General features: G+C 33.7%; 24 protein-coding genes. 2 read left to right on the plus strand and 22 right to left on the minus strand.

The window, feature by feature from the left end; genetic code table 11:
- Positions 1–230: 230 nt before the first annotated feature.
- The 17 genes from SOM12_RS17455 to aspS all read right to left on the minus strand — a co-directional run bounded on the left by SOM12_RS17455 (position 231) and on the right by aspS (position 17,089).
- A complete protein-coding gene (locus SOM12_RS17455) occupies positions 231–1,001 on the minus strand; it encodes a Bax inhibitor-1/YccA family protein (RefSeq protein ID WP_095929641.1) in 771 nt (256 codons plus the stop codon).
- 164 nt (positions 1,002–1,165) lie between these two features.
- A complete protein-coding gene (locus tag SOM12_RS17460; protein ID WP_320494584.1) occupies positions 1,166–2,557 on the minus strand; it encodes an NADH-quinone oxidoreductase subunit N in 1,392 nt (463 codons plus the stop codon).
- Between the two features lie 66 nt (positions 2,558–2,623).
- Positions 2,624–4,063: a complex I subunit 4 family protein gene (locus SOM12_RS17465; protein ID WP_320494586.1), complete on the minus strand. Its 1,440-nt coding sequence runs from the start codon at positions 4,061–4,063 to the stop codon at positions 2,624–2,626.
- Positions 4,064–4,073: 10 nt separating this feature from the next.
- Positions 4,074–5,957, minus strand: a complete 1,884-nt coding sequence (nuoL, locus tag SOM12_RS17470; protein ID WP_320494587.1) for an NADH-quinone oxidoreductase subunit L — start codon at positions 5,955–5,957, stop codon at positions 4,074–4,076.
- A gap of 6 nt (positions 5,958–5,963) precedes the next feature.
- Positions 5,964–6,284 carry an NADH-quinone oxidoreductase subunit NuoK gene (gene nuoK / locus SOM12_RS17475; RefSeq protein WP_008466103.1) on the minus strand — a complete coding sequence of 107 codons (321 nt, stop codon included), beginning with the start codon at positions 6,282–6,284 and terminating at the stop codon, positions 5,964–5,966.
- Positions 6,284–6,823 carry an NADH-quinone oxidoreductase subunit J gene (locus SOM12_RS17480; protein WP_095929645.1) on the minus strand — a complete coding sequence of 180 codons (540 nt, stop codon included), beginning with the start codon at positions 6,821–6,823 and terminating at the stop codon, positions 6,284–6,286. Before SOM12_RS17480 ends, nuoK begins: the two co-directional genes overlap by 1 nt.
- On the minus strand, positions 6,824–7,369 hold the full coding sequence (locus SOM12_RS17485; RefSeq protein WP_095929646.1) for a NuoI/complex I 23 kDa subunit family protein: 546 nt from the start codon (positions 7,367–7,369) through the stop codon (positions 6,824–6,826). It abuts the gene before it with no gap.
- 86 nt (positions 7,370–7,455) lie between these two features.
- Positions 7,456–8,508 (minus strand): NADH-quinone oxidoreductase subunit NuoH, encoded by a 1,053-nt coding sequence (nuoH, locus tag SOM12_RS17490; RefSeq protein WP_095929647.1) that lies wholly within the window; start codon positions 8,506–8,508, stop codon positions 7,456–7,458.
- Between the two features lie 6 nt (positions 8,509–8,514).
- Positions 8,515–9,543 (minus strand): 2Fe-2S iron-sulfur cluster-binding protein, encoded by a 1,029-nt coding sequence (locus tag SOM12_RS17495; protein ID WP_095929648.1) that lies wholly within the window; start codon positions 9,541–9,543, stop codon positions 8,515–8,517.
- A 93-nt stretch (positions 9,544–9,636) separates the two neighbouring features.
- Positions 9,637–11,007: an NADH-quinone oxidoreductase subunit NuoF gene (nuoF, locus tag SOM12_RS17500; protein ID WP_320494589.1), complete on the minus strand. Its 1,371-nt coding sequence runs from the start codon at positions 11,005–11,007 to the stop codon at positions 9,637–9,639.
- 1 nt (position 11,008) lies between these two features.
- Positions 11,009–11,539, minus strand: coding sequence for a complex I 24 kDa subunit family protein (locus SOM12_RS17505; RefSeq protein WP_095929650.1), 531 nt, complete (start codon positions 11,537–11,539; stop codon positions 11,009–11,011).
- A 204-nt stretch (positions 11,540–11,743) separates the two neighbouring features.
- Complete coding sequence (locus SOM12_RS17510; protein ID WP_095929651.1) at positions 11,744–12,982, minus strand: NADH-quinone oxidoreductase subunit D; 1,239 nt, start codon at positions 12,980–12,982, stop codon at positions 11,744–11,746.
- 21 nt (positions 12,983–13,003) lie between these two features.
- Positions 13,004–13,525 (minus strand): NADH-quinone oxidoreductase subunit C, encoded by a 522-nt coding sequence (locus SOM12_RS17515; protein ID WP_095929652.1) that lies wholly within the window; start codon positions 13,523–13,525, stop codon positions 13,004–13,006.
- Between the two features lies 1 nt (position 13,526).
- Positions 13,527–14,075, minus strand: coding sequence for an NADH-quinone oxidoreductase subunit B (locus tag SOM12_RS17520; RefSeq protein WP_320494593.1), 549 nt, complete (start codon positions 14,073–14,075; stop codon positions 13,527–13,529).
- Positions 14,076–14,225: 150 nt separating this feature from the next.
- On the minus strand, positions 14,226–14,591 hold the full coding sequence (locus SOM12_RS17525; RefSeq protein WP_095929654.1) for an NADH-quinone oxidoreductase subunit A: 366 nt from the start codon (positions 14,589–14,591) through the stop codon (positions 14,226–14,228).
- Positions 14,592–14,833: 242 nt separating this feature from the next.
- Positions 14,834–15,028 (minus strand): cold-shock protein, encoded by a 195-nt coding sequence (locus SOM12_RS17530; RefSeq protein ID WP_007137066.1) that lies wholly within the window; start codon positions 15,026–15,028, stop codon positions 14,834–14,836.
- Positions 15,029–15,337: 309 nt separating this feature from the next.
- Positions 15,338–17,089 (minus strand): aspartate--tRNA ligase, encoded by a 1,752-nt coding sequence (gene aspS / locus SOM12_RS17535; protein WP_320494613.1) that lies wholly within the window; start codon positions 17,087–17,089, stop codon positions 15,338–15,340.
- A 157-nt stretch (positions 17,090–17,246) separates the two neighbouring features.
- On the opposite strand from aspS, the gene SOM12_RS17540 reads away from it, so the two are divergent.
- Positions 17,247–18,242, plus strand: a complete 996-nt coding sequence (locus SOM12_RS17540) for a TlpA family protein disulfide reductase (protein WP_320494614.1) — start codon at positions 17,247–17,249, stop codon at positions 18,240–18,242.
- Between the two features lie 210 nt (positions 18,243–18,452).
- Entirely contained in the window at positions 18,453–18,800 is a 348-nt protein-coding gene (locus tag SOM12_RS17545; RefSeq protein WP_095929657.1) for a toxin-antitoxin system YwqK family antitoxin, read from the plus strand.
- Between the two features lie 58 nt (positions 18,801–18,858).
- On the opposite strand, the gene SOM12_RS17550 is transcribed toward SOM12_RS17545, so the two are convergent.
- From SOM12_RS17550 to SOM12_RS17570, 5 genes are all read right to left on the minus strand, one after another.
- A complete protein-coding gene (locus tag SOM12_RS17550) occupies positions 18,859–19,971 on the minus strand; it encodes a PepSY-associated TM helix domain-containing protein (protein ID WP_320494615.1) in 1,113 nt (370 codons plus the stop codon).
- Between the two features lie 64 nt (positions 19,972–20,035).
- A complete protein-coding gene (locus SOM12_RS17555; RefSeq protein ID WP_320494616.1) occupies positions 20,036–21,586 on the minus strand; it encodes a PepSY-associated TM helix domain-containing protein in 1,551 nt (516 codons plus the stop codon).
- Between the two features lie 5 nt (positions 21,587–21,591).
- Positions 21,592–21,891, minus strand: coding sequence for a hypothetical protein (locus SOM12_RS17560; protein ID WP_320494617.1), 300 nt, complete (start codon positions 21,889–21,891; stop codon positions 21,592–21,594).
- 13 nt (positions 21,892–21,904) lie between these two features.
- A complete protein-coding gene (locus SOM12_RS17565) occupies positions 21,905–22,237 on the minus strand; it encodes a hypothetical protein (RefSeq protein WP_250834461.1) in 333 nt (110 codons plus the stop codon).
- 60 nt (positions 22,238–22,297) lie between these two features.
- Positions 22,298–24,778 carry a TonB-dependent receptor gene (locus SOM12_RS17570; protein WP_320494618.1) on the minus strand — a complete coding sequence of 827 codons (2,481 nt, stop codon included), beginning with the start codon at positions 24,776–24,778 and terminating at the stop codon, positions 22,298–22,300.
- Between the last annotated feature and the right edge of the window lie 124 nt (positions 24,779–24,902).

The following is a 24,902-nucleotide window of genomic DNA, read 5'->3' on the forward strand; positions in this document are numbered from 1 at the left end:
ATTTTAAACCTTAAACAAAATGAATGGGGATAATCTGTAATTTTTTTTTATTACATAAATTACATTTTGATTTTTTGTAGGAAATGGATTCTTTTTGTGTTTTGAATAAGAGATTATTCTTAGAAGATTTAATTAGAATATTGAATTGGCATTCAAATTTTAGTCTATTAGAAATAAAAAAAGCCCTTTTGATTTTACTCAAAAGGGCCTAAATTAATATTTTTGGACAATTAGTCTTTACTAGAAAGTTTTGATAAAAGTCTTAAGAATTCAATATACAACCAAACCAATGTGATCATTAATCCCATTGCTCCAAACCATTCCATATATTTTGGCATTTTTTCTCTTGCACCTTTTTCAATTAAATCAAAATCTAAGAAAAGGTTAAGTGCTGCTATAATGATAACAAAAACACTGATACCGATACTCATCATAGAATTTCCATAATGAACAGGTGTCCAGCTTGTAAACATTGATACAACCCAAGAAATTAAATAATAAGTCGCAATTGCTAACGTTGCAGCAACCACAACAGATTTGAATTGTTCTGTAACTTTTACGATTCTAAATTTGTACAAACCAAGACAAACCAAGAAAGTAACAAGAGTTGCACCAACTGCATTGATTACGATTCCTGGAAATTTTAATTCAAATATCGCAGAAATACCACCTATGAACAATCCTTCGAATAAAGCATATCCTGGCGCTAGGTAAGGAGATAGCTGTGGTTTGAATGAAGAAACTAAAACTAAAATAAAACCAATAATTGCACCTCCAATTGTAGGTAACATCGGATTCATTCCATTAAAAGCCATCCACCATGTTACCATAGCAGCTCCGCATAAAATTAGAAATAAGATTGCTGTTTTGTTAATTGTTCCAGACACCGTCATTTCTTGATTGTAATCAATAATCTGAGCTTGGTGTACTTCTGTTCTTGATTCAGTATTAGACGAAAAACGCTTACTGTTTAAAAATGGATTTTTTGAATTAAAGTTCATATTTTAATACATTTAATTGAATTCAAATATATGGAGATTTTTTGATGTGCACTTGCATAGAAGAATTTTTTAACATGAATTTCTGTTCTTTATTTAAGACATAAAAAAAAATCCATTAAAACTAATTTAATGGATTTTGAATATTTTAATTTAAAAAAACTATCTTATTTCAATAAGTCTAAAACTAACGATGGGAATAAACCTAAAGCAATATTTAAAACAATTGATACTACAGCTGTAGCATAAATAAGGAATGGTCTTCCTGTTCTTTCTTGATTAGGTTCTTTAGAATACATTGCAATAACCAGTTTGAAATAATATCCAACACTAATGATAGAATTGATTATTGCAACGATTACTAAACCAATATATCCTGCTTGAATTGTTTGATTGAATAAGAACAACTTAGCAAAGAATCCAGAGAAAATAGGAATTCCAGCCATTGATAATAATGAAGCCGTTAAAACTGCAGCCAATAGCGGATTTGTTTTTCCTAAACCTTGGAAGTTTGTAATATCTTCATTATCTTGATCTCTGCATACATATAAAATCACACTGAAAGCTGCGATTCCCGCTAATGCATAAGCAGCAGTGTAGTACAATAAAACTCCAGCTGATGCAGAAACAGTTAACAATGTCATTAACATGAAACCTGCATGAGAGATTCCAGAGAAAGCAAGCATACGTTTTACGTTTACTTGTCTCAATGCCATGATATTACCAACAGACATTGAAGCAATTGAGATTATAACAACGATAACTTGAAAAGTATGTAATAGATCTTGATTTTCTAATGAAGAAATAAAATTCATTCCGGCAATTAGCTTAAATAAAGTTGCAATTGCTACTACTTTTGCCAATGTGCTCATTAAAGCAGTGGTCAGGGCAGGAGAACCTTCGTAAACATCTGGAGCCCAGAAATGGAAAGGAACTGCCGCAACTTTAAACAACATTCCAACAACCATTAAAATCATTCCGATTGGAAACCAGATTGGTAACTCTGCAGACAAGGCACTTTCGTGAATTTCGCTGATATCAAAGCTTCCCATAGCACCGTAAATCAAACAGATTCCGAATAAGATAATTCCTGATGCGAAAGATCCCATTAAGAAATATTTCATTCCCGCTTCATTACTTTTGATATTTAAACGATCACTTGCAGCTAAAACATATAATGCAATAGACAAGATCTCAATTCCTAAAAAGAACATCGCTAAGTTTCCAAAAGAAACCATTGCTACAGCTCCAGCAAGTAAGAATACTTTAATTGCAACGAAATCTGAAATTTTTGTTGGGTGATTTTGGTAAAAATTGTGACTTAATGCTACAAGGAAAATCGTCAAAACGATAAACAATGATGAAAACGCAGTAGAAAACTTACTCACTGCTATCATATTGTTGTAATAACTTTGTTCTGTTCCAAATTCACAGTAATTAAGTGCCAATACACCTATTAAACCCAAAATGGTAATAGGAATTATGGCCTTTCTTAAATTAAGAATTTCAAACAATAGGCAGAAAATACCCAATCCTGTTATAGCTATTAATGTATTCATTTTTATCTTTTTGATTTAGGATTTCAATTTTTAAGTGGAATCCTAATTTATTTTTTGTTTAAAATATTAATTCTTATTGATAACTTGTAAAATAGTTTCCAAGCTTGGTGTAATCAAATCTGTGATTGGTTTTGGATAGAAACCAAAGAATAATAAAACTGCAATGATTACCGCAAATGAAACTCCTTCGTTAAGCGTAACATCTGCAAAAGTTTTAGAATTAGTTTCACCCAACATTACATGTTGGAACATTCTTAACATATAGTAGGCTCCTAAAATGATAGTTGTTCCGCCAAGAATAGCAAACCAAATATTGATTTGAGATAAACTGTACAATACGGTAAACTCTCCAACAAAGTTAAATGTGCTTGGTAATGCAACAGAAGCCAATACTAAGATTAAAAACATTGATGTGAATTTTGGAGACTGAGTACGGATTCCGCCCATTTCTTCAATTTCTCTAGTTTCATATCTTCTGAAAATTACTTCAGCAGCAAAGAATAATCCAACTACAACAAAACCGTGAGCAATCATTTGCAAAACAGCTCCTCTTAAACCATCAAGAGTTAAGGTGTAAGATCCCGCAGCAATTAAACCAACGTGAGCAAGAGAAGAATAAGCTAATAATTTCTTTAAATCTTTTTGTCTCAATGCAACGATTGAACCATAAATTACACCAGCAATTCCTAAACCAATAAAGATATACATGTATTCTTTAGCCGCAATTGGTGCAATTGGCAATTGCCAACGGATAACACTGTATAATCCCATTTTTAGCATGATACCAGATAAAAGCATTGTTCCAACAGTTGGTGCTTTTTGGTATACATTTGCTTGCCAAGTATGGAAAGGAATAATTGGAATTTTGATAGCATAAGCTAAGAAGAAAGCCAAGAAAATCCAGAATTGCTCGCAAGCAGATAAGTTTACTTTATATAAATCTTCGATTAAGAAAGAACCTGCTTTTTGATATAAATAAATAAATGCAGTTAACATGAATAACGAACCAGCAAGTGTGTAAATAAAGAATTTAACCACTGCTTTTCTGCGTTCTTCAGCGTCGCCATTACCCCAGATTAAAGCAATAAAGTAGATTGGAATAAGTGCTAATTCCCAGAAAATATAGTATAAAAGACCATCAGCTGCTAAGAAAGTCCCGACCATAGCAAATGCCATAAACAAGATTAGAGCATAAAAGCCTTTTGCATTTTTATATTCATTTCCGAAAGAAGAAAATATAATAATCGGAGTTAAAGCTGCAGTTAGTAAAACCATTGCAAGTCCAAGTCCATCGCCATTTAAAGCGAAAGAAATTTTTGGCTGATTAATCCAGCTGTTGATTACGCTAATATTTTCACCAGCGTTATAATTATTCAATAATACAATTGAACATCCTAAAGCAGCTAAACTAAAAAGTAAAGCAACTTTTGAAGCTAGTTTGTCACCAGAAAAGTAAGTGGCAAATGCACCAATTAAAAGTATAATTAATATAGTAGAAACGTTCATAGTAATAATATTATTGAGCTAAAAATATATAGGAAACAATTGCACAAAGTCCTAAAACAAATACAAATAGATATAATCCTATACTTCCGGTTTGTAATTTTTTTCCTTGGAAAGCAATTTCGCTTGCTATTTTACCTAATCCAAAAACAGCGGCAGATAATACAGTTTCAACATGATCTCTAAAGAATTTAGATAAAACATTAATTGGCTTCACAAATACTGCATCGTAGATTTCGTCTACATAATATTTGTCATATAAAAGTCTGCTTAAACCAGTAATGTTTTCATCAGATTCTGGAACATTATCTTGTTTAAAGTATTTTACGTAAGCAATTAAAATTCCAAGTAATCCACCTAAAACTGCAACACCCATTAAAGTGTATTCTGTTGTGCCTAAATGGTGTTCTTCACCTGCTACTTTTGTGAAAAGAGGAGCAAGGTACCCATTTAACCAGCTGTTTCCTGGTAAACTTATTAATCCGCCAAAAGTTGCCAAAATAGCTAAGATGATAAGTGGAATAGTAATTAATGAACCACTTTCGTGTAAGTGATGTTTTTGTTCTTCAGTTCCTCTAAATTCTTTGAAGAAAGTCAAGAACATTGAACGGAACATATAGAAAGCTGTCATGATTGAAGCAATCGATCCAACAACGTATAATGGAATACTGTGGTGGAAAGCTGTCAATAAGATTTCATCTTTAGAAAAGAATCCTGAGAAAAATGGAACTCCTGAGATTGCCAAAGAAGAAATCAACATAGTCCAGAAAGTGATTGGCATTGCTTTGCGCAATCCACCCATTTTACGCATATCTTGTTCTCCGTGTAATCCGTGAATTACAGAACCAGATCCTAAGAATAAACAAGCTTTAAAGAAAGCATGTGTGATTACGTGGAAAACAGCTACTTCGTAAGCTCCAAATCCTAATGCTAAAAACATTAAACCTAATTGTGAAACTGTAGAGTAAGCCAATACTTTTTTAATATCGTTTTGAACCAATCCGATTGTAGCCGCAACTAATGAAGTGATAGCTCCAATAACCGCAATTACAGTTTGTACATCTGTTGCAAGGTCAAAAACAAAGTTTAATCTAGTTACCATAAAGATACCAGCAGTAACCATCGTAGCCGCGTGGATTAATGCAGAAACTGGAGTTGGTCCAGCCATCGCATCAGGTAACCAAGTGTATAACGGAATTTGAGCAGATTTACCACAAGCTCCAATAAACAAGCATAAAGCAGCTAAAGAAAGTAATGGTAAATTTAAATTAGTAGCTCCAGCAATTGCTGTTTTTAAAGTTGCATAATCTAATGTTGAGAACATTGAACCAATGATGAACATTCCGATTAATAAACCTAAATCTCCAATTCTGTTCATGATGAAAGCTTTTTTTGCAGCATCATTGTAATCCTGGTTTTTATGCCAGAATCCAATTAATAGGTAAGAACAAAGTCCAACACCTTCCCATCCGATGAAAAGAACTAATAAGTTACTTCCAATTACAAGTGTAATCATGAAGAATACGAATAAATTTAAATACGCAAAAAACTTGTGCATATTCTCATCATCGTGCATGTAACTGATAGAGTATAAGTGAATCAAAGATCCAATTCCAGTTACAAAAAGTAACCATAGAACAGATAATTGATCTAATAAAAATCCAAGATTGATTTTTAAGTTGCTAATTTGAATCCAATCAAATAAAGTAACTTCAATTCCTTTTCCGGTTGAAGTTATTTGATTAAAAAGTAAAAGAGAAACAACAAAAGAAATTGCTACAGCAATAGTTCCGATTGCACCAGAAACTGTTTTGCCTAAGCTTTTTCCAAAAAAGACATTTACTAGAAAACCTAGTAAAGGAGTTAAAACTAAAATTAAAGCTAAATTGGTATCCATTTCTGATTATCCTTTTAAATTTTTTAAATTATCGATACTAATTGATCCGATATTTCTAAAGATAGAAACTAAAATGGCCAATCCTACCGCAACTTCGGCTGCAGCAACCGCCATCGAGAAGAACACAAAAACTTGTCCTTGTGCATCTTGATGATAAGTTGAAAAAGCAACAAATAAAAGGTTCACCGCATTCAACATAATTTCGATAGACATGAAAACGATAATAGCATTTCGTCTGTACAATACACCAAAAATACCAATACAGAAAAGTACAACACTTAAAAAGATGTAGTTTTCAATACCTATTTGATTTAATATATTACCCATTATTTATTTAATTTTTCTTTTTTAGACAATAGAACTGCTCCAATCATAGCAACCAAAAGTAGGATCGAAGCAAATTCGAACGGAACCATATATTCGTTCAATAATATTTTACCTAAAACTTTAATTGATTGGAAATCTTCTCCAGTAGAATCGTATTCACCAACAATTGGTTTCGAGTTAATAAAGATTGTAATCAAAACAATCAATATTAAACAGAAAGAAACGATAGCACCTAAACGTGTAATTCTAGGTCGGTGAACTTCTCGCTGTTCGTTCAGGTTCATCAACATGATGGTAAACAGAAACAGAATCATAATAGCTCCGGAGTAGACTATTATATGAACAACAGCTAAAAACTGAGAATTTAATAGTAAATAATGACCAGCGATAGAAAAGAAACAAATTACCAAGTAGATGGCACTATGAATCGGGTTTCTGCTGAAAATAGTCAAGAAAGCAGTAATAACGGTAATGAACGCTAAAAAGCAAAAGATAACTTGAACAGTTGTTGCGTGTGCAAAATCAGGAATATGTATCATTTAGTTAGCGTTTTTAAGTTGAGCGTTTTTCAAAGCCATTTCTAAAGGCATTACTAATTTATCTTTCCCGAAAATGAAATCTTCTCTATTGTAATTAGCAGGAACTAATACTTTAGATTCGGTTAAGTAAATAGCGTCTTTTGGACAAGCTTCTTCACATAAACCACAGAAAATACAACGAAGCATATTGATTTCGTAGATTTCTGCATATTTCTCTTCTCTATACAAGTGTTTTTCATCAGGTTTGCGTTCTGCAGCTTTCATAGTGATCGCTTCTGCAGGACATGATAAAGCACATAATCCGCAAGCTGTACAGTTTTCACGACCTTGTTCATCGCGTTTCAGCATGTGCTGGCCACGGTAAACTGGACTCATTTCACGAACCTGCTCTGGGTAATGAATGGTAACTTTTTTTCTGAAAAGGTGTTTTACTGTAATAACCAAACCTTTTACAATCGCCACAAGATACAATCGCTCAACAAAAGACATCTCCTTATTTGAGACCACCTTTTTTCTACCCGATAATGATATAGTTTCTATTGACATTTTTACTATTATAGTTTATGATTTATAATTTGACATCGATCAAATTCAAAATCTATTTTGTTTTTATTTGAAGCTAATTACAGTTCTTAGAACCCTAAAGCCGCTAAGATTTCGTGTCTTAAAATAACAACACCTGTAATCATGATATTAATAATCGAAAGCGGAATTAAAATTCTCCAACCTAAGTTCATTAATTGGTCATATCTAAATCTTGGAATTGTCCAACGTACCCACATATAGAAGAAAATGAAGAAACATATTTTTATAAATAATGCTCCAATTCCTAATAAGTTTGCTGTATTTACACCTACATTTTCTACCATCCATTGCATTCCTGGGTAGTTGTATCCACCAAAGAATAATACAGAAATAATAGTAGAAGAGATAAACATACTTGCATATTCAGCAAATAAATAGAATCCCATTTTCATAGATGAATATTCGGTATGGTAACCTCCAATTAATTCGTTTTCACATTCTGCTAAATCGAAAGGAGTTCTGTTTGTTTCTGCAAATGAACAGATTAAGAAAATTAAGAATGATAAAGGCTGATAAAAAACATTCCAATTCATTCCTTGTTGCTGTAATGAAATTTCTTTTAAACTCATTGTTCCAGTCATCATCAATAAAGCAATTATTGATAATCCCATTGCAACCTCGTAAGAAACCATTTGAGAAGCGGCACGAATAGCTCCCATCAAAGAGAACTTATTGTTAGATGCCCATCCACCAATCATGATACCGTAAACTCCAACAGAAAGAACTCCGAAAATGTACAATAAAGCAATATTTACATCTGTAGCTTGAAGAATAATGTCTCTTCCGAAAAGATGCAAACGATCTCCCCACGGAATTACAGCACTAGTCATTAAAGCAGTACTCATTGCAATTGCAGGTCCAACTACAAATAAAAATCTATTTGGTGTGTTTGGGAAAAACTCTTCCTTAGAGAACAATTTCATACCATCTGCAAGTGGTTGTAATAAACCTCCCCATCCAGCACGGTTTGGTCCAACACGATCTTGCAAGAAAGCAGCAACTTTACGTTCTGCCCAAGTAGAATACATCGCCATGATCATTGTTACCGCAAAAACGACAACAATAACAACACTTTTTTCTATAATAAATGCACTTTCCATTTCTTACTATTTTTGATCTTTATCAGTTAATGGAATTGCAGCCATACTAATCTTTTTACGGTCAATATCTCTACCTAAAAGAATATTCTTTTCTGTATCGATTGTAACTTTCTCTAATTTTTGAGTGTAATTGTTTTGGTTGATAACAGAATCTTTTTCAAATTCTCTTGGTCCTTCAATTATCCAGTCTTTCACATCTTTGTGATCAAAACGACAGCTGTTGCAAATGAATTCTTCCACTTCATGGTACTCGTCTTTACGACCAGTTACACGCTGAATTTCTCCACCAAACATCCAAACTGTAGTTTTTCCGCAGCATCCTGGAGTAGTACATTCTCTGTGTGCGTTATAAGGTTTGTTAAACCAAACTCTTGATTTAAAACGGAAAGTTTTATCTGTTAAAGCTCCAACTGGACAAACATCAATCATGTTTCCAGAGAACTCATTGTCGATCGCTTTAGAAATTCCAGTTGAAATATTAGCGTGGTCACCACGATCCAATACTCCGTGAACTCTGTTGTCTGTCAATTGATCTGCAACTTGCACACATCTTTGGCATAAAATACAACGGTTCATGTGAAGTTGAATATTTGGACCAATATCTTCTGGTTCAAATGTTCTTTTCTCTTCAATGTAACGTGATTTCGGATTTCCGTGCTCAAAACTTAAATTCTGTAAATCACATTCACCAGCTTGATCACAAATAGGGCAATCTAATGGGTGATTGATTAATAAAAATTCTGTTACAGATTTACGGGCTTCAGTTACTCTTGCAGACGATTTACTGTTTACTTCCATACCATCCATACATCCTGTTACACAAGATGCCATTAATTTTGGCATTGGTCGTGGGTCAGCTTCACTTCCTTTAGAAACTTCAACTAAACAACAACGACATTTACCGCCGCTGCCTTTTAATTTTGAGTAATAGCACATGGCTGGTGGTACTAAATCCCCTCCAATCATACGTGCAGCCTGCAGGATCGTTGTTCCTGGTTCTACGTCTATACTTTGACCGTCTATGGTTACTTTCATCTCTTTATGATTTGAATGTTGAAAGTCGGAATATTCAAAAGAGTTGCTGTCCTTTTAATATTTTTAACTTTATAACTTTCTGCTATATATTTTTTAAACGATTACTTTACTGCCAATTAAATGCTTAACTTGTGAGAAAGGCTCGGCAACAAAGTGATCTCTATTTTTAATTTTTTCTGGGAAACGAACGTGATATTCAAATTCATCTCTAAAGTGACGAATCGCTGCAGCTACTGGCCAAGAAGCAGCGTCACCAAGCGGACAAATTGTGTTTCCTTCAATTTTACTCTGAATGCTCCACAATAATTCGATATCTTCTTCACGGCCTTGACCGTTTTCGATTCTCCATAAGATTTTTTCTAACCATCCAGTTCCTTCACGGCATGGAGTACATTGTCCGCAAGACTCATGGTGGTAAAAACGAGCAAAGTTCCAAGTGTTTCTAACCACACAAGCAGTGTCATTGTACACAATAAATCCTCCAGAACCTAACATAGATCCAGTAGCAAAACCACCATCACTTAAAGATTCGTAAGTCATTAAACGATCTTCGCCATTTGCTGTTTTGAAAATCAATTCAGCTGGTAAAATTGGCACAGAAGAACCTCCAGGTACAAATGCTTTCAAAGGTCTGCTTGAAGACATTCCTCCTAGATATTCATCAGAATTCATGAATTCGTCAACACTCAAACCTAATTCAATTTCGTAAACACCAGGATTTTTAATGTGCCCTGAAGCAGAAATTAATTTAGTTCCAGTAGAACGTCCAATTCCAATTTTAGCATAATCATCACCAGAATTGTTTACAATCCAAGGCACAGTCGCAATTGTTTCCACATTGTTTACCACAGTTGGATTTGCCCAAAGACCAGAAACCGCTGGAAAAGGTGGTTTAATACGAGGATTTCCTCTTTTACCTTCCAAAGACTCGATCAATGCAGTTTCTTCTCCACAGATATAAGCTCCAGCTCCACAGTGAACATGAAGTTCAAGATCGTAACCCGAACCTAATATATTTTTTCCTAACCAGCCAGCAGCTTTAGCTTCGGCGATTGCTCTTTCTAAAATTTTGAAAACCCACATATATTCTCCACGAATGTAGATATACGAAAGGTTAGCGCCCAAAGCATAGCTTGAAGTGATCATTCCTTCGATCAATAAGTGAGGAATAAATTCCATCAAATAACGGTCTTTGAACGTTCCTGGCTCTGATTCGTCGGCGTTACAAACTAAGTGTCTTGGTTTTCCTGATTTTTTATCAATAAAGCTCCATTTCATTCCCGCAGGGAAACCTGCTCCACCACGTCCACGTAATCCTGATTTTTTTACTTCTTCCGTAACTTCGTCTGGAGTAAGTGTTTTTAAAGCTTTTTCTACAGAAGCATAACCACCATTTTGGCGATACACTTCGTAGGTTTTAATTCCAGGAATATTGATTTTATCTAATAATATTTTTTGTGACATCTTATTTATCGTGTAATATTATTTTATCATCTCTACAATCAGCAATGATCTGATCGATTTTTTCTTCTGTCAATTTCTCTTTGTAGAAATCACCTAATTGCATCATCGGAGCATATCCGCAAGCACCTAAACATTCTACACCAGCAATGGTAAACATTCCGTCTGGAGTTGTTTCGCCCATTTTAATGCCTAATTTTTCAGATGTATAATCCATTAAATTTTCGGCACCGTTTAAACAACAACAAGAGGTCTGGCAAAATTCAAACATGTATTTTCCAATTGGCTTCTGGTTGAACATCGTATAGAAAGTAACCACTTCATAAACCTCAATTGGTTTTATCTGAAGAATCTCGGCAACTTTATCTTGCAGTTCAATACTAAGCCAGTTGTTGTGTGCATCCTGAACTTCGTGCAAAACAGGCAATAAAGCCGATTTTTGTTTGCCCTCAGGATAATGACTGATCAATTCATTGATACGAGCGATCAATGCTTCAGTCATGTTTATTTCTTGTTTGTAATGTTTACGTTCCATTTTTATTTTAGATTTTAGATTTTAGACTTTAGATTTTTTCAAATCTTTATCTACAATCCTTATTCTGCAATCTTTGTTTTAAGTTTTAGATTCTTCAATCTGAATTTTCAATTCTCAATTCTCAATTATAATTTTAAACCTAAATTCTAAAATCTGCATTCTCAATCAGCAATCTAAAATCTACAATCTAAAATCAACAATTATTTAGGCGTCTAATTCTCCTGCAATTACGTTCAAACTTGATAAGATGATAATTGCATCAGAAAGCATGGCACCTTTAATCATTTCTGGGAATGCTTGATAATAAATAAAGCATGGTCTTCTGAAATGTAATCTATATGGAGTTCTGCTTCCGTCTGTTACTAAATAAAAACCTAGCTCTCCATTTCCTCCTTCTACTGGGTGGTAAATTTCTGCAACTGGTACAGGAACTTCTCCCATTACGATCTTAAAGTGATAAATTAAAGATTCCATAGAAGTGTAAACGTCTTCTTTTGGAGGAAGGTAGTAATCTGGAACTTCAGCGTGATATTCGTTTCCGGGAGGCATTTTTTCTAACGCCTGACGAATAATGCTTAAACTTTCCCAAACTTCAGCATTACGAACACAGAAACGATCGTACGTATCTCCTGATTTTCCAACAGGTACAATAAAATCGAAATCTTCGTAAGATGAATAAGGTTGTGCTACACGTACGTCATAATCAACTCCAGCAGCACGTAAGTTTGGGCCTGTAAATCCGTAAGCCATTGCTTTTTCGGCAGTGATACCACCTACGTTTACAGTTCTATCAAGGAAAATTCTATTTCTCTCGAATAAGTTTTGGAATTCTTGCCAAACTGGTGGGAATTCTTCAAGGAATTTATCTAGTTTTTTGAAAACTTCTGGAGACCAGTCTCTTTCAAAACCACCAATTCTTCCCATATTTGTAGTCAAACGAGCTCCACAAATTTCTTCGTAGATTTCGTAGATTTTTTCTCTAAATTGAAAAACGTATAAGAAACCAGTATACGCACCAGTATCAACCCCTAGAATTCCGTTACAGATAATGTGGTCTGTAATACGAGCCAGCTCCATAACGATAACTCTTAAGTATTGAGCTCTTTTTGGAACTTCAATGCCTAATAATTTTTCTACAGTCATCCACCATCCCATATTATTGATAGGAGATGAACAATAGTTCATACGGTCTGTAAGAGGTGTAATTTGATAAAAAGGACGATTTTCGGCAATTTTTTCGAATGCTCTGTGGATGTAACCAATAGTTGGTTCAGCCTCAAGAATTTTTTCACCATCCATCAACAAGATATTTTGAAAAATACCGTGTGTAGCAGGGTGAGTCGGACCTAAATTCAGTACAGAAAGTTCGCTTCCGTCTTCGTTTAGTCTCTCCTTAATTATTTTAGCATATCGATGCTCTGGTGGTAATAATAGTTCTGACATTTTATAATGTTGAATTATTTTTTAGCAATTTGTTGTTGTTCTTCCGAAGAATCGGTCATCCTTATCTGTTCTTCCGCTGTCTTCCAATGGGAATTCTTTTCTCATTGGGTGAGACAACATTTCATCCATATTTAAAATACGTTTCAATTGAGGATGTCCTATAAAGTCAATCCCATAGAAATCGAAAGTTTCTCTTTCCATCCAGTTAGAAGACAAGAAAATGTTTGAAACCGATTTAATTTCTGGTTTTTCGCCGTTTAAGAAAACTTTGATTTTCAATCTTTTGTTTTCGTACCAGTTGTGTAAATGATAAACAACTGCAAACTGGCGTTCTGTTTCGTTATCTGGATAATGAATACCACACAAATCTGTTAAGAAGTGAAAGCGTAATTCAGGATCATTTTTAAGGAATAGAATCAGGGGCGTAATTTTATCAGCCGAAGCTTCTAAAGAAAAAATATCTCTTTCTTGCTGAAAATTGAAAACATCGTTATTAAATGTTTCAGTAAGTTTATCTTGGATCAGGGTGTTTTCTAAAGCCATCTTATGAGATATTATATGAAGCTAATAATTCTTGGTATTCAGGTGAGCTTCTTCGTCTCACAGATTCGCTTTTTACCAGGTCTTGAAGTCTCATAACTCCATCAACAATTTGTTCTGGTCTTGGCGGGCATCCTGGCACATAAACATCAACAGGAATTACTTTGTCAATTCCTTGAAGAACAGAGTAAGTGTCAAATACTCCTCCTGACGAAGCGCATGCTCCAACAGCAATAACCCAGCGAGGCTCGGCCATTTGTTCGTATACTTGTCTTAAAATTGGGGCCATTTTTTTAGAAATAGTTCCCATAACTAATAACATATCGGCTTGTCTTGGCGAGAAACTCACACGCTCAGAACCAAATCGAGCTAAGTCATAGTGAGATGCCATTGTTGCCATGAATTCGATACCACAGCATGAAGTCGCGAAAGGAAGCGGCCATAATGAGTTAGCTCTTGCTAAACCAACAACATCACTAAGTTTTGTAGCGAAGAAACCTTCACCCGTAACTCCTTCTGGCGGCGCAACCATATTTACTTTTGAATTGCTCATTTTATTTTAGATTTCTGATTTTAGATTTTAGATTCATTGAAATCGTAAAAAGTAAAATCAATTTTTTAAATCAGTACTTTAAATTTGAATTCAAATTTTAAATCTCAATATTAGATAAATCTAAAATCTCAGATCTAAAATCTAAAATTATTATTCCCACTCTAATGCTTTCTTCTTGATGATGTAAAAGAAACCAACTAAAAGCAAAGACATGAAAACTAACATTTTTAGCATTCCTTCAATTCCTAAGTCTTTAAAGTTTACTGCCCAAGGATAAAGGAAAATAACCTCTACGTCGAATAATACGAACAAAATGGCAACTAAGAAGTATTTTACAGAAAATGGAATACGGGCATTACCAACAGATTCGATACCGCACTCGAAGTTTTTATCTTTAACTTCAGAGGTTCTTCTTGGTCCTAATTTTCCAGAAATAATGATTGTTCCTACCACAAAACCAACAGCTAGAATAAACTGCATTAAAATAGGAATGTAACTGTATTGATCAGATTGCATAAACTTCGATTTTTTACTTAAAAAATGAGCCACAAAGATAACTTGGAACTCTGTAAAACACAAGCTAAAAAAGGATTTAAGTAGGGTAGTAAACCGCGTTTATGTCTAATTTTTATTGATTATAAATAACATTGCGTTATTTTAATATTTTTTTAAGAAATGGGTAAAAAAAAACGTCCCGATACTTCGGGACGTCTTCTGAGACCATTCAGAGGCAAAAAAAATAAATTGCTATATTTTTCTTAGATTACTGCTACTTTAGCAGCAACTTTCCCTTTTCTTCCTTCTTCTTCTTCATAGCTTACACGGTCACCTTCGCGTAATTCTTCCGCGTTAATTCCTGAAGCGTGAACGAAGATGTCTTTTCCTGTTTCTTCGTCTGTAATGAATCCATAACCTTTAGATTCATTGAAAAATTTTACTGTACCTGTACGCATTTGTAATGTAATAATAATTTATAATAAACAAATGTAATATTTAAAATCATACAAAAGACATATACGTGTTAATTTTTTGTAAAAATTATTGATTTACAGTGTTTTTACGCGGTTTATTGCGTCAATTTGTTTATAAAATACCATAATTTGCGAATCATTAATTGTAGGAATATAAAAACATTACGTTTGTAGGAATATGATAATTCTAAAAAAAATAGCCTTTAAGATTTTTCTTAGTATTTGGTTAAATTAAAAAAGCCGCTGAAATTTCAGCGGCTTTTTATTTTTTTATGAATAATTTACTTCAAATTAAGCAATATTTACTTTAATTCGAAGTTCTTTTAATTGTGCGTCGTCAATTGCAGCAGGAGCATCGATCATTACATCGCGTCCTGAATTGTTTTTAGGGAAAGCGATGAAATCTCTAATTGTTTCCTGACCTCCAAGAATTGCCACAAGTCTGTCAAGACCAAAAGCAAGTCCTCCGTGAGGTGGTGCTCCAAATTGGAAAGCATCCATTAAGAAGCCGAATTGTGCTTTTGCTTCTTCTTCAGTAAATCCTAAATATTTAAACATTAATTGTTGTGTCGCTTTATCGTGAATACGAATAGATCCACCTCCAATTTCATTTCCGTTTAAAACCATATCATAAGCGTTTGCACGAACTTTTCCAGGTTCTGTTTCTAGTAAAGCCATGTCTTCTGGTTTTGGAGAAGTAAATGGGTGGTGCATTGCATGATAACGTCCGCTTTCTTCGTCAAGTTCCAATAATGGGAAATCAACAACCCATAATGGAGCAAATTCTTCTGGATTACGTAAGCCTAAACGAGTTGCTAATTCCATACGTAAAGCAGAAAGCTGAGCACGTGTTTTGTTTGCTGGACCAGAAAGAACAAAAATCATATCTCCAGGATTTGCTTCTGTTGCTTTTGCCCAGTTTGTCAAATCGTCTTGATCGTAGAATTTGTCTACAGACGATTTGTAAGTTCCGTCTTCGTTACATTTTACATAAACCATTCCTGACGCTCCAACTTGTGGACGTTTAACCCAATCAATTAACCCGTCGATTTCTTTACGAGTGTAATTTCCTGCTCCAGGAACCGCAATTCCGACAACTAATTCAGCCGCATTAAATACAGGGAATTCTTTGTGTTGTGCAAATTCGTTCAATTCTCCAAACTTCATTCCGAAACGAATGTCCGGTTTGTCGTTTCCGTATGTTTTCATGGCGTAGTCGTAAGTAATTCTTGGGAATTTATCTACTTCAATGCCTTTAATTTCTTTTAATAAATGTCTTGTCAATCCTTCGAAAATATTCAAAATATCTTCTTGCTCTACAAATGCCATTTCGCAGTCAATTTGAGTAAACTCTGGCTGACGGTCTGCACGTAAATCTTCGTCACGGAAACATTTCACAATTTGGAAATATTTATCCATTCCACCTACCATCAACAATTGTTTGAAAGTTTGCGGAGATTGCGGTAAAGCGTAAAACTGACCTTCGTTCATACGGCTTGGCACAACAAAATCTCTTGCTCCTTCTGGAGTCGATTTGATTAGGTAAGGTGTTTCAACTTCGCAGAAATCCAAATCAGATAAATATTTACGAACTTCCATTGCCACTTTGTGACGGAATAATAAACTATTTTTTACTGGATTTCTTCTGATGTCCAAGTAACGATATTTCATTCTGATATCTTCTCCACCGTCAGTTTCATCTTCAATTGTAAAAGGAGGAGTAAGTGCATTATTTAAAATCGTTAATTCTGAAACTAAAATTTCAATTTCACCAGTTGGGATGTTTTTGTTTTTAGCTTCACGTTCAATAACAGTTCCTTTTACCTGAATTACAAATTCACGTCCAAGTGTTTTTGCCAATTCAAAAACAGTTTTATTAGTACGACTTTCGTCAAAAATAAGTTGTGTAATTCCGTAGCGGTCACGTAGATCGACCCAATTCATAAATCCTTTATCGCGTGATTTTTGAACCCAGCCCGCAAGTGTAACTTCGGTATTAATATTTGAAGCGTTTAATTCGCCACAATTATGACTTCTATACATAATCAAAATTTTAGACTGCAAAAGTAAATACAAAATTCAAGATAATATAGTAAAGTGATAAGTTGATGCAGAATAATTTTAAATATTTTGTTAATTCCAAAAAGTGGAAGCTTTAATTTCTTTAGTTTTGATTATCTAAAAACTAATTGAAATACCTATGAAAAAACTCTTTGTTGCAGGATTAGTAATTTTTAATGCTTTAAACATAGTCGCCCAAGACACAAATTCTATTAAGTTTACGGCTACAATTGCCAATAGAAATAGTGATACTTTAATAATTAAAGGAAGAGATAATTTTGAGAAAATAATCCCAATTGATAAAAAAGGAGTTTTTGCAACCACTTTTAATGCTCCTCAAGGATTTTATGTATTGTATGATGGGAAGGAATCTTCTAATTTGTATTTAAAACCAAATTCTGAAGTCAATTTAACATTAAACGCGCAAGAATTTGATGAAACGATTGTATATAAAGGTAAAGGAGTAGAGGAAAGTAACTTTTTAGCGCAACAGGCCTTAAGGGATGAAAACTTTACTAAAGAGGCTTTTACTAAAGAACCGAATGAATTTGCTGCTTTACTAGATGGCAAATTGAAATCGGATACAGAAAAAATAGAGAAGAGTGATTTTTCGGCAGACTTTAAAACGGCTTTAAAGCGCAGTTTTGAAAGTTTTCATCAATATGTAGCGCAAGATTACGAGAGAGTTTTAAAATCAAATAAATTTATAGGAAAAGCTTCTCCGAGTTTTGATTATGAAAATTATAAAGGAGGAAAAACTAAACTTTCTGATTTTAAAGGGAAATATGTTTACATTGATTTATGGGCAATTTGGTGCGCACCTTGTAGAGCTGAGATTCCGTATTTAAAAAAGTTAGAAGAAAAGTATCATGGAAAAAATATCGAGTTTGTAAGTATCTCTATTGATAAATTGAAAGACAGTGAGAAATGGAGAAAATTTGTTGCCGATAAAAGCCTTGGCGGTACACAACTTTTAGCCGATAAAGATTGGGAATCTGAGTTTATTGTTAATTATAATGTAACTGGAATTCCAAGATTTATTCTGCTAGATCCAAGTGGTAATATTGTAAAATATGATGCGGCGAGACCTTCAGACCCAGAATTGGATAAGCAGCTTACAGCATTATTGAACTAATTTATTTACGAAATTTACAACGTTATCGTAAAGTTTAAATATTTCTAAAATACCAGTAAAACCAGTGCCTGAGCGCTGGTTTTTTTATTAGGTCTATTTTTCCAATGTTAAGTTTTTAATCAATGTTACCAAATTGTTAAGTAAAAGTTTTTTTAATGTAAACTATTGACTATATTTGATAAAGATTTCTTAACATTAATACCTAAAGATATGAAAAAGAGTGTAATTTTAGCTGCAATATTGTTCTCTGGAATTGTAGTTGCACAAGAAGGAAAGCCTGAATTAGAAGCTGCTGGAAACAAGGTAAAAGCAACGTATTACTATGAAAGTGGTAAAGTGCAGCAAGAAGGCTTTTTTAAAGACGGTAAATTAGACGGTGTTTGGGTATCTTATGACGAAAATGGAAACAAAAAAGCCGTTGGAGAATACGCAGACGGAGTTAAAACTGGAAAATGGATTTACTTTAATGAAGACAGCTTGAAAGAAGTTGCTTATGTTGACAACAAAGTAAGTTCGGTTAAAAATTTACAGAAAAATGCTTTAGCAAACAGAAATTAATCACATAATTTCAGTCCAATTATAAAAAGACCGTCCCGTTAAAAACGAGACGGTTTTTTTATGCTTTTACTTTTTTAGATTTCTTGTTTCTTCCAAACCAAATTATAAATCCAGTGATAGGAAGTATGGCGGCAATTAAGCTCACGGTAAAGGCTATAATTTTTCCTGGAAGATCTAGAACTTGCCCTGTATGTATTCCGTAATTCATTTCTACAACCTGTAATCCTAAAGTCTTTTTATCAAATGTCTGGCTCTGAATCAATTTTCCGCTTGACGGATGAAAATAATAATTGCTTTGCTGATCGTAACGTAAGGTATGCGGATAGGCACCTGTACTCACAATATCGCCTTTTTGTTGCGGAATCATTACAAAGAACATTTCTGCTTTTGGCTGTAATTTTAAGGTTTGAGTAAATGCTTTGTCAATTGCAGTAACTGAATTTGCTTTGTAAGTGGTTGTGTCAATCACAGGTATTTTGGTTTCGGCAGCTTTGTCTCCACCAAAATTGAAAGATTTATAAATTCCGTCGCCAACCCATTCGTAAGTAAAAGTAAGTCCAGTTATAGCAAGAATTAAGGCAATTAATGAAATATAAAAACCGGTAGTATTGTGCCAGTCGTAATTGATTCTTCGCCATTTTGCATTCCATTTAATGGTGAAACTTCTTTTAATGTCGCTTTTTCGTTTCGGCCACCATTGTATAATTCCCGAAATTAATAATAGAATAAAAATAATGGTTACGCCACCAATAATATGTTTTCCAATGTAATCTGGCAGGAGCAGATACAAATGAATGTATTCTACAATAATAAAGAAATCGGTTTTTGGATTTTCTGTTTTTAAATATTTGCCTGTATAGGGATTAAAATAGAGATATAAATTCTCTGTATCTGAATAAGTGTAAACAATTGCCGATCTGTTTTTTCCGTAATAAGCAACCATACTAGTTTTGTTTGCTGGAAGAACTTTCTTTGCTTTTTTCTGTAATTCAGATGGTAATAGAAAAGGTTTGTTTTGAGGTTCAACCAAACGCCATTCTTTTCTTGTGATGTCTTTTATTTCGTCGTGAAAACAAAAAATGCAGCCCGTAATACAAACTATAAAAACAATAAGCCCAGAAATTAATCCGAGCCATTTGTGTATAAAACGTATTTTGGTTTTGAATCCCATATTTTGATTAAAAGCGTAAAAGTATACGCAAAACCAATAGAGGGCAAATAAATTAAGCTAATTTTTAAGAAACTGCTTTTTTTGGCTTTAAATGATAAGCGGTGTATAATGAAATTCCAGCTAGGAAAATCCAGAAAACATCAATAAAGAAAATCTGAAATTTGTTTTCCATAAATGAAGTCCAAAACCAATTTCCAGAAACGATTCCGTTGGTAATTGGAATTAAGAATCCTAAAATACTTCCTGAAATCAGACAGAATTTGTTGGTAAAAGCATCATTCTTTTTAATAATAAAGAAAATAGTTAGCAATAGCCAGCCTCCAAAATAAAGTGCATACAAATTAGACTGACTTAACGGATAGAAAATTTTACTTCCTATAAAAGCTAGTGCTGTAATTGGATACATGCTCAAGCAAATGGCCAGATAAATGCGAACAACGGCGTTATTGAAACGTCTTTTCTTTTCTGGCATATTGTTTTTTTGTCGGGCAACAAGCCAAATCATAACTCCAGAAATAATGACAAAACAGGTTATAATTCCTAAAATGAAGCTTACAATTTTTAAAGCATATCCGCCATAATCGCCAAAATGTATTCTATACAAAACATTTTTTACAACATCCAAATAACTGGTTTGTGCAATTGGGTCTTTTTTGGCAATTTCTTTTCCGTCGGCAACTCTGTAAACTACTTTTCCAATTCCAGTAAACTTTTTATGGCTTAAAAGTTCGCCTTCTACCAGAACATGCATATTTGCGTCTCCATAATTTTGGATAAAAACACGGGTAATTTCAAAATCGGCCCAATTCTTTTTGGTTTTGGCAACCAGCTCATTAATATTAAATGGATTGGCCAGTTTTTTATTTTCAAATTTATAATCGGGATCTGTATATTCCAGTTCCTTGTATAGTTTATCTTGGTCTCCTTTGTATAAAGCCATTACGGCTGGTGCTACAATTAAAAGTTTAATCATAAAAAATGCTCCTGTAACTGCATATACAAATTGAAATGGCAAACCAATCATTCCTAAAGCTGTATGTGCATCTGTCCAAAGTGTTTTTAATTTTTCTTTTGGACGGAACATGTAAAAATTAGAAACAATTTTATTCCAATGCAACAAAACGCCTGTTATGATTGCGAATAAAAAAAACAAAGCTGTAAATCCAGATAAATAATATCCCACAGGATATGGAATTTGTGCCAGAAAGTGCAGACGGTATAAAAGCTCACCTAATGAATACGATTCTTCATAAGTATAGCCTTTGTAATTTTTGTTGTCTAAATAAAAAAACTCTCCTGCTTGCTGTTTTTTTGGAGCCAAGGTATCTTTGGTTCCTTCCATATAAACAGCTACTCGATTTTCTACTGAAGGTTTAGAAATAGTGATATTTCTTCCGTGCAAAACATATTTTTTGTCCAGATGCTGCAGTGCGTTATTGTAATCTAATTGAATTTCTCTTGTGATTACTGTAGATTCACTTCTTTCCCAATTGATGATTTCATCTCTAAAAAAAGAAAAAGACCCAGCGAAGAAAATTACAAAAAGAACTACACTGATAACGATTCCGCTGACAGTATGTGTGTGAAAATAGATATTGTAATGACGGTTATTCATAAATATTATTGTGCCGTATTATAGGTTTGACCCAGATAGATAAAAAGACAAAAAAGTAAAGAAAGCAAGATGTAAATTCCCCATATTTTCCAACCACTTTTGGCTAAAAATGCGATGATCATTAAAGCGACCCATAGAATAAAACCGCTAAAGGCCATTGTGATTAATACATTGGCACGGTTAAACCAAGAAGCTAAAGCCAAATGAAAAGTAACAGAAACAAAGTATCCTCCTAAAATTGCAGCAGTAATTTTGGAAAAGCGTGGCCAAAAAGAGGGATTTAGATATTTTGAATTTGCTGGCATAATTTGATAATGATTACTGGTAGTAGAATTCTGTTAGTGCAATAAAAACCAGTAATGCCAAAAGTAACTTACTGTTTATTTTTTTTAATGGTGTAAGGATAATGATTAAACTTCCAACTGTCATGAGCTGAATAAAAAACATCAAAGTGCCACAGCCTAATGATTGTGTAAAAAGCCACATCATGTAAGCAGATAACAAAAGCATTAAGCCAATGATTTTAGTTTGTTTTGGATTTTTCTGCATCCATTTTTCAAAACCTAAATCATAAGACAATACAGCTCTTTTTGAAGTATAATAAAGAGTGTAAAAAGCTAAAAAAACGATAACGCTGGCAGTTGTAATCATAATCTTTAAAATTTAAAAAACACCTTTCTTTTATGAGAAAGGTGTTTTTGCTGTTTTTTATTAGAATCTGTACGAGAAGTTCGCCGCAACAGTTCTCATATTTCTTGGATGAATTGTTGACCAACCATCATATGTATCAACATTAGCAATATTGTCTAATTTTAATGTCAATGTGTATTTTTCTGTTCCGTAGAAAATAGAAGAATTTAAAACAGTATAAGAAGGGATTGTAAATTGACCAACACCGTTTCTGTTCATGATTAAGTTTTTGTCGGCGTAGTTTCCTCCAAATCCTAAACCAAAACCTTTTAAATCTCCTTCTGGGAATTTATAACTTGCCCAAAGATTTGCTAAGTTTCTTGGTCCTGAACTCTCTGGTCTACGTCCTACAAAAGAAGGATCTCCAGCGTTTAAGACAGCATCAACATAGCTGTAACCTGCTACGATGTTTAAACCATCAATAGGGCTTGCAACGAATTCTGCTTCAAAACCTTTATTTCTTTGTGCTCCATCTTGGTAAGGCGTTTGAGATGTTGCCGTATAAACTACATAAACTTGGTCTTTTACCTGAATGTCATAGTAGCTAAATGTCGCGTAAAGTTTGTCTTTAAACACGTTTAATTTTGTACCAATTTCAAATTGGTTAGCATGTTCTGGTTTGAAAGTTCTTGGGCGAGTAGTTCCGTCACCTAAAATTTCTGTTACTGGAGCAGAATTAGCAAAACCATCCATATAGTTTGCAAAAAGCGAAACTTTATCTATAATTGGCTGATAAACGATACCAAATTTAGGAGAAAATGCAGTTTGATTGAAATCATCAGCATTTGTTGATAAATCACCAGCAGTTACAAAACGGTCAACACGTAAACTTGCCATTGCTGATAAAGCAGGTGTAAAATTGATTACATCTGAGAAATAGGCGCTGTAAACTTCTTGTTTTGTTTTGTTCATACTAATTCCGGCACTTGCAATAAGAGCATCAGTTCCAGCTTTAGTTAAGTTTCCATTATCTCCATTAGTGATGTATTTAGTAGGATCTGTGATATTATAAAGATATTGATTCACAGTTGCAACATCTAGATTACCGATGTAAACATTACCATTTCTTACATAATTAGAGCTATTGTCAACCATGCCTCTGTTGAAGTAGTCTAAACCAACAACAAGACGGTTTCTTAGACTTCCTATTTTAAAGTCTCCAATAAAGTTTTGTTGAATATCTGTTGTTAGAGTTGTTGAATTTTGATAATTCATAGAACGTCCTAAAACAATTCCTTCACTTATTTCAGTTGGTGCATATTGGGTTCCTTCGTATAAATAGCTATAGTATCCATTAGATGAAGAAGAACCTCTTGAAACTACAGTTTGTGAAGTCCATTGGTCATTGAATTTGTACATCATTTGACCTTGTAAATTGTATGAAGGAGTTTCGATTGCCAATTCATTACTAGTGTAAGAACGTTTGTTGTCATAACCTAATTCATTCATATTGTGAACTCTCAACGGAGCAGCTCTGTCTAAAAATAACATAGTAGCGTTTGTCTGTTTGTTGTTCATGAATTCTGTATTAATGAAAAACGAAAGTTTGTCATTTACTTGGTAAGATAATGATGGAGCAAAAAAGAATGACTTTTTAAATCCAGCATCTTGGAAACTGTTTTCTGTATGATAAGCAGTATTTACGCGGAAATTAATTCTGTGTTCCTCGTCCACAGGAGTATTAACATCTGCTGTTACTCTGTTTAAACCATTGCTTCCGGCAGTGTAGCTAACTTCTCCTCCAAAACGATCATAAGGTTTTTTTGTAGTTAAGTTGATTAAACCTCCGTAAGAGATTAAACTGCTTCCGAATAAAGTACCAGAAGGGCCTTTAATTACTTCAATTTTATCTATGTTAGCAGGATCTAAACCTCCGTTTGTTAAACCTGGCAATCCATTAGTCATTGTTGGTTGTACAGCAAATCCTCTTAAAGAGAAGTAACCTGCACCATCACCTCCACGACCTGTAGAAGCCCAAAGAGGTGTTAATCCTGGAGCATTTTTAAGCGCATCATCAAGATTGGTAACTACTTGTTCTTTTAATAACTCAGCAGTAATTGTAGTATAAACTTGTGGGTTTTCAAGATTTTTAAGAGGTAATCTTGATACTTGTTGTGTTTCTTTGCGAGCTAGCGGATTTTTTCTGTTTCCGTTTACAACAATTTCATTTAATTCTTGAGAGTTTTCACTAATTCTAAAATCTTCAATAATTGAATCGCCGCTATTAAGACTAACGCTTTTTTCTTTAGAAGAATAGCCAATTCCAGAAACTTTTAGCACATAGTTACCTGGTTTAATATTTTTAATTTCATAGAAACCGTTTGCGTCTGTGTTAGTTCCTATTTTTGTTCCTTTCAATGTGACAGATACATTATCTGCAGCCTGATTATTTGTTAAGCTTATTTGACCTTTAATAGTTGCTTTTTCTTGAGCCAAAGCTGATACGCTGGTCATTAAAGCAAAACAAAAACTCAAAAAAGAAATTGTAAATTTTAATTTCATTTTTATTTAGAATTAATTTTGATAGTGCAAATTTAATTGTTGGATAGCAACTAAACAAGTTATTCTTATTTATTCTAAATTAAATACTTTTTAAAGGTTAAAATTTTCATTAATTCAAAAAATT

This window comes from Flavobacterium sp. CFBP9031 (assembly GCF_034044945.1).
GTDB lineage: Bacteria > Bacteroidota > Bacteroidia > Flavobacteriales > Flavobacteriaceae > Flavobacterium.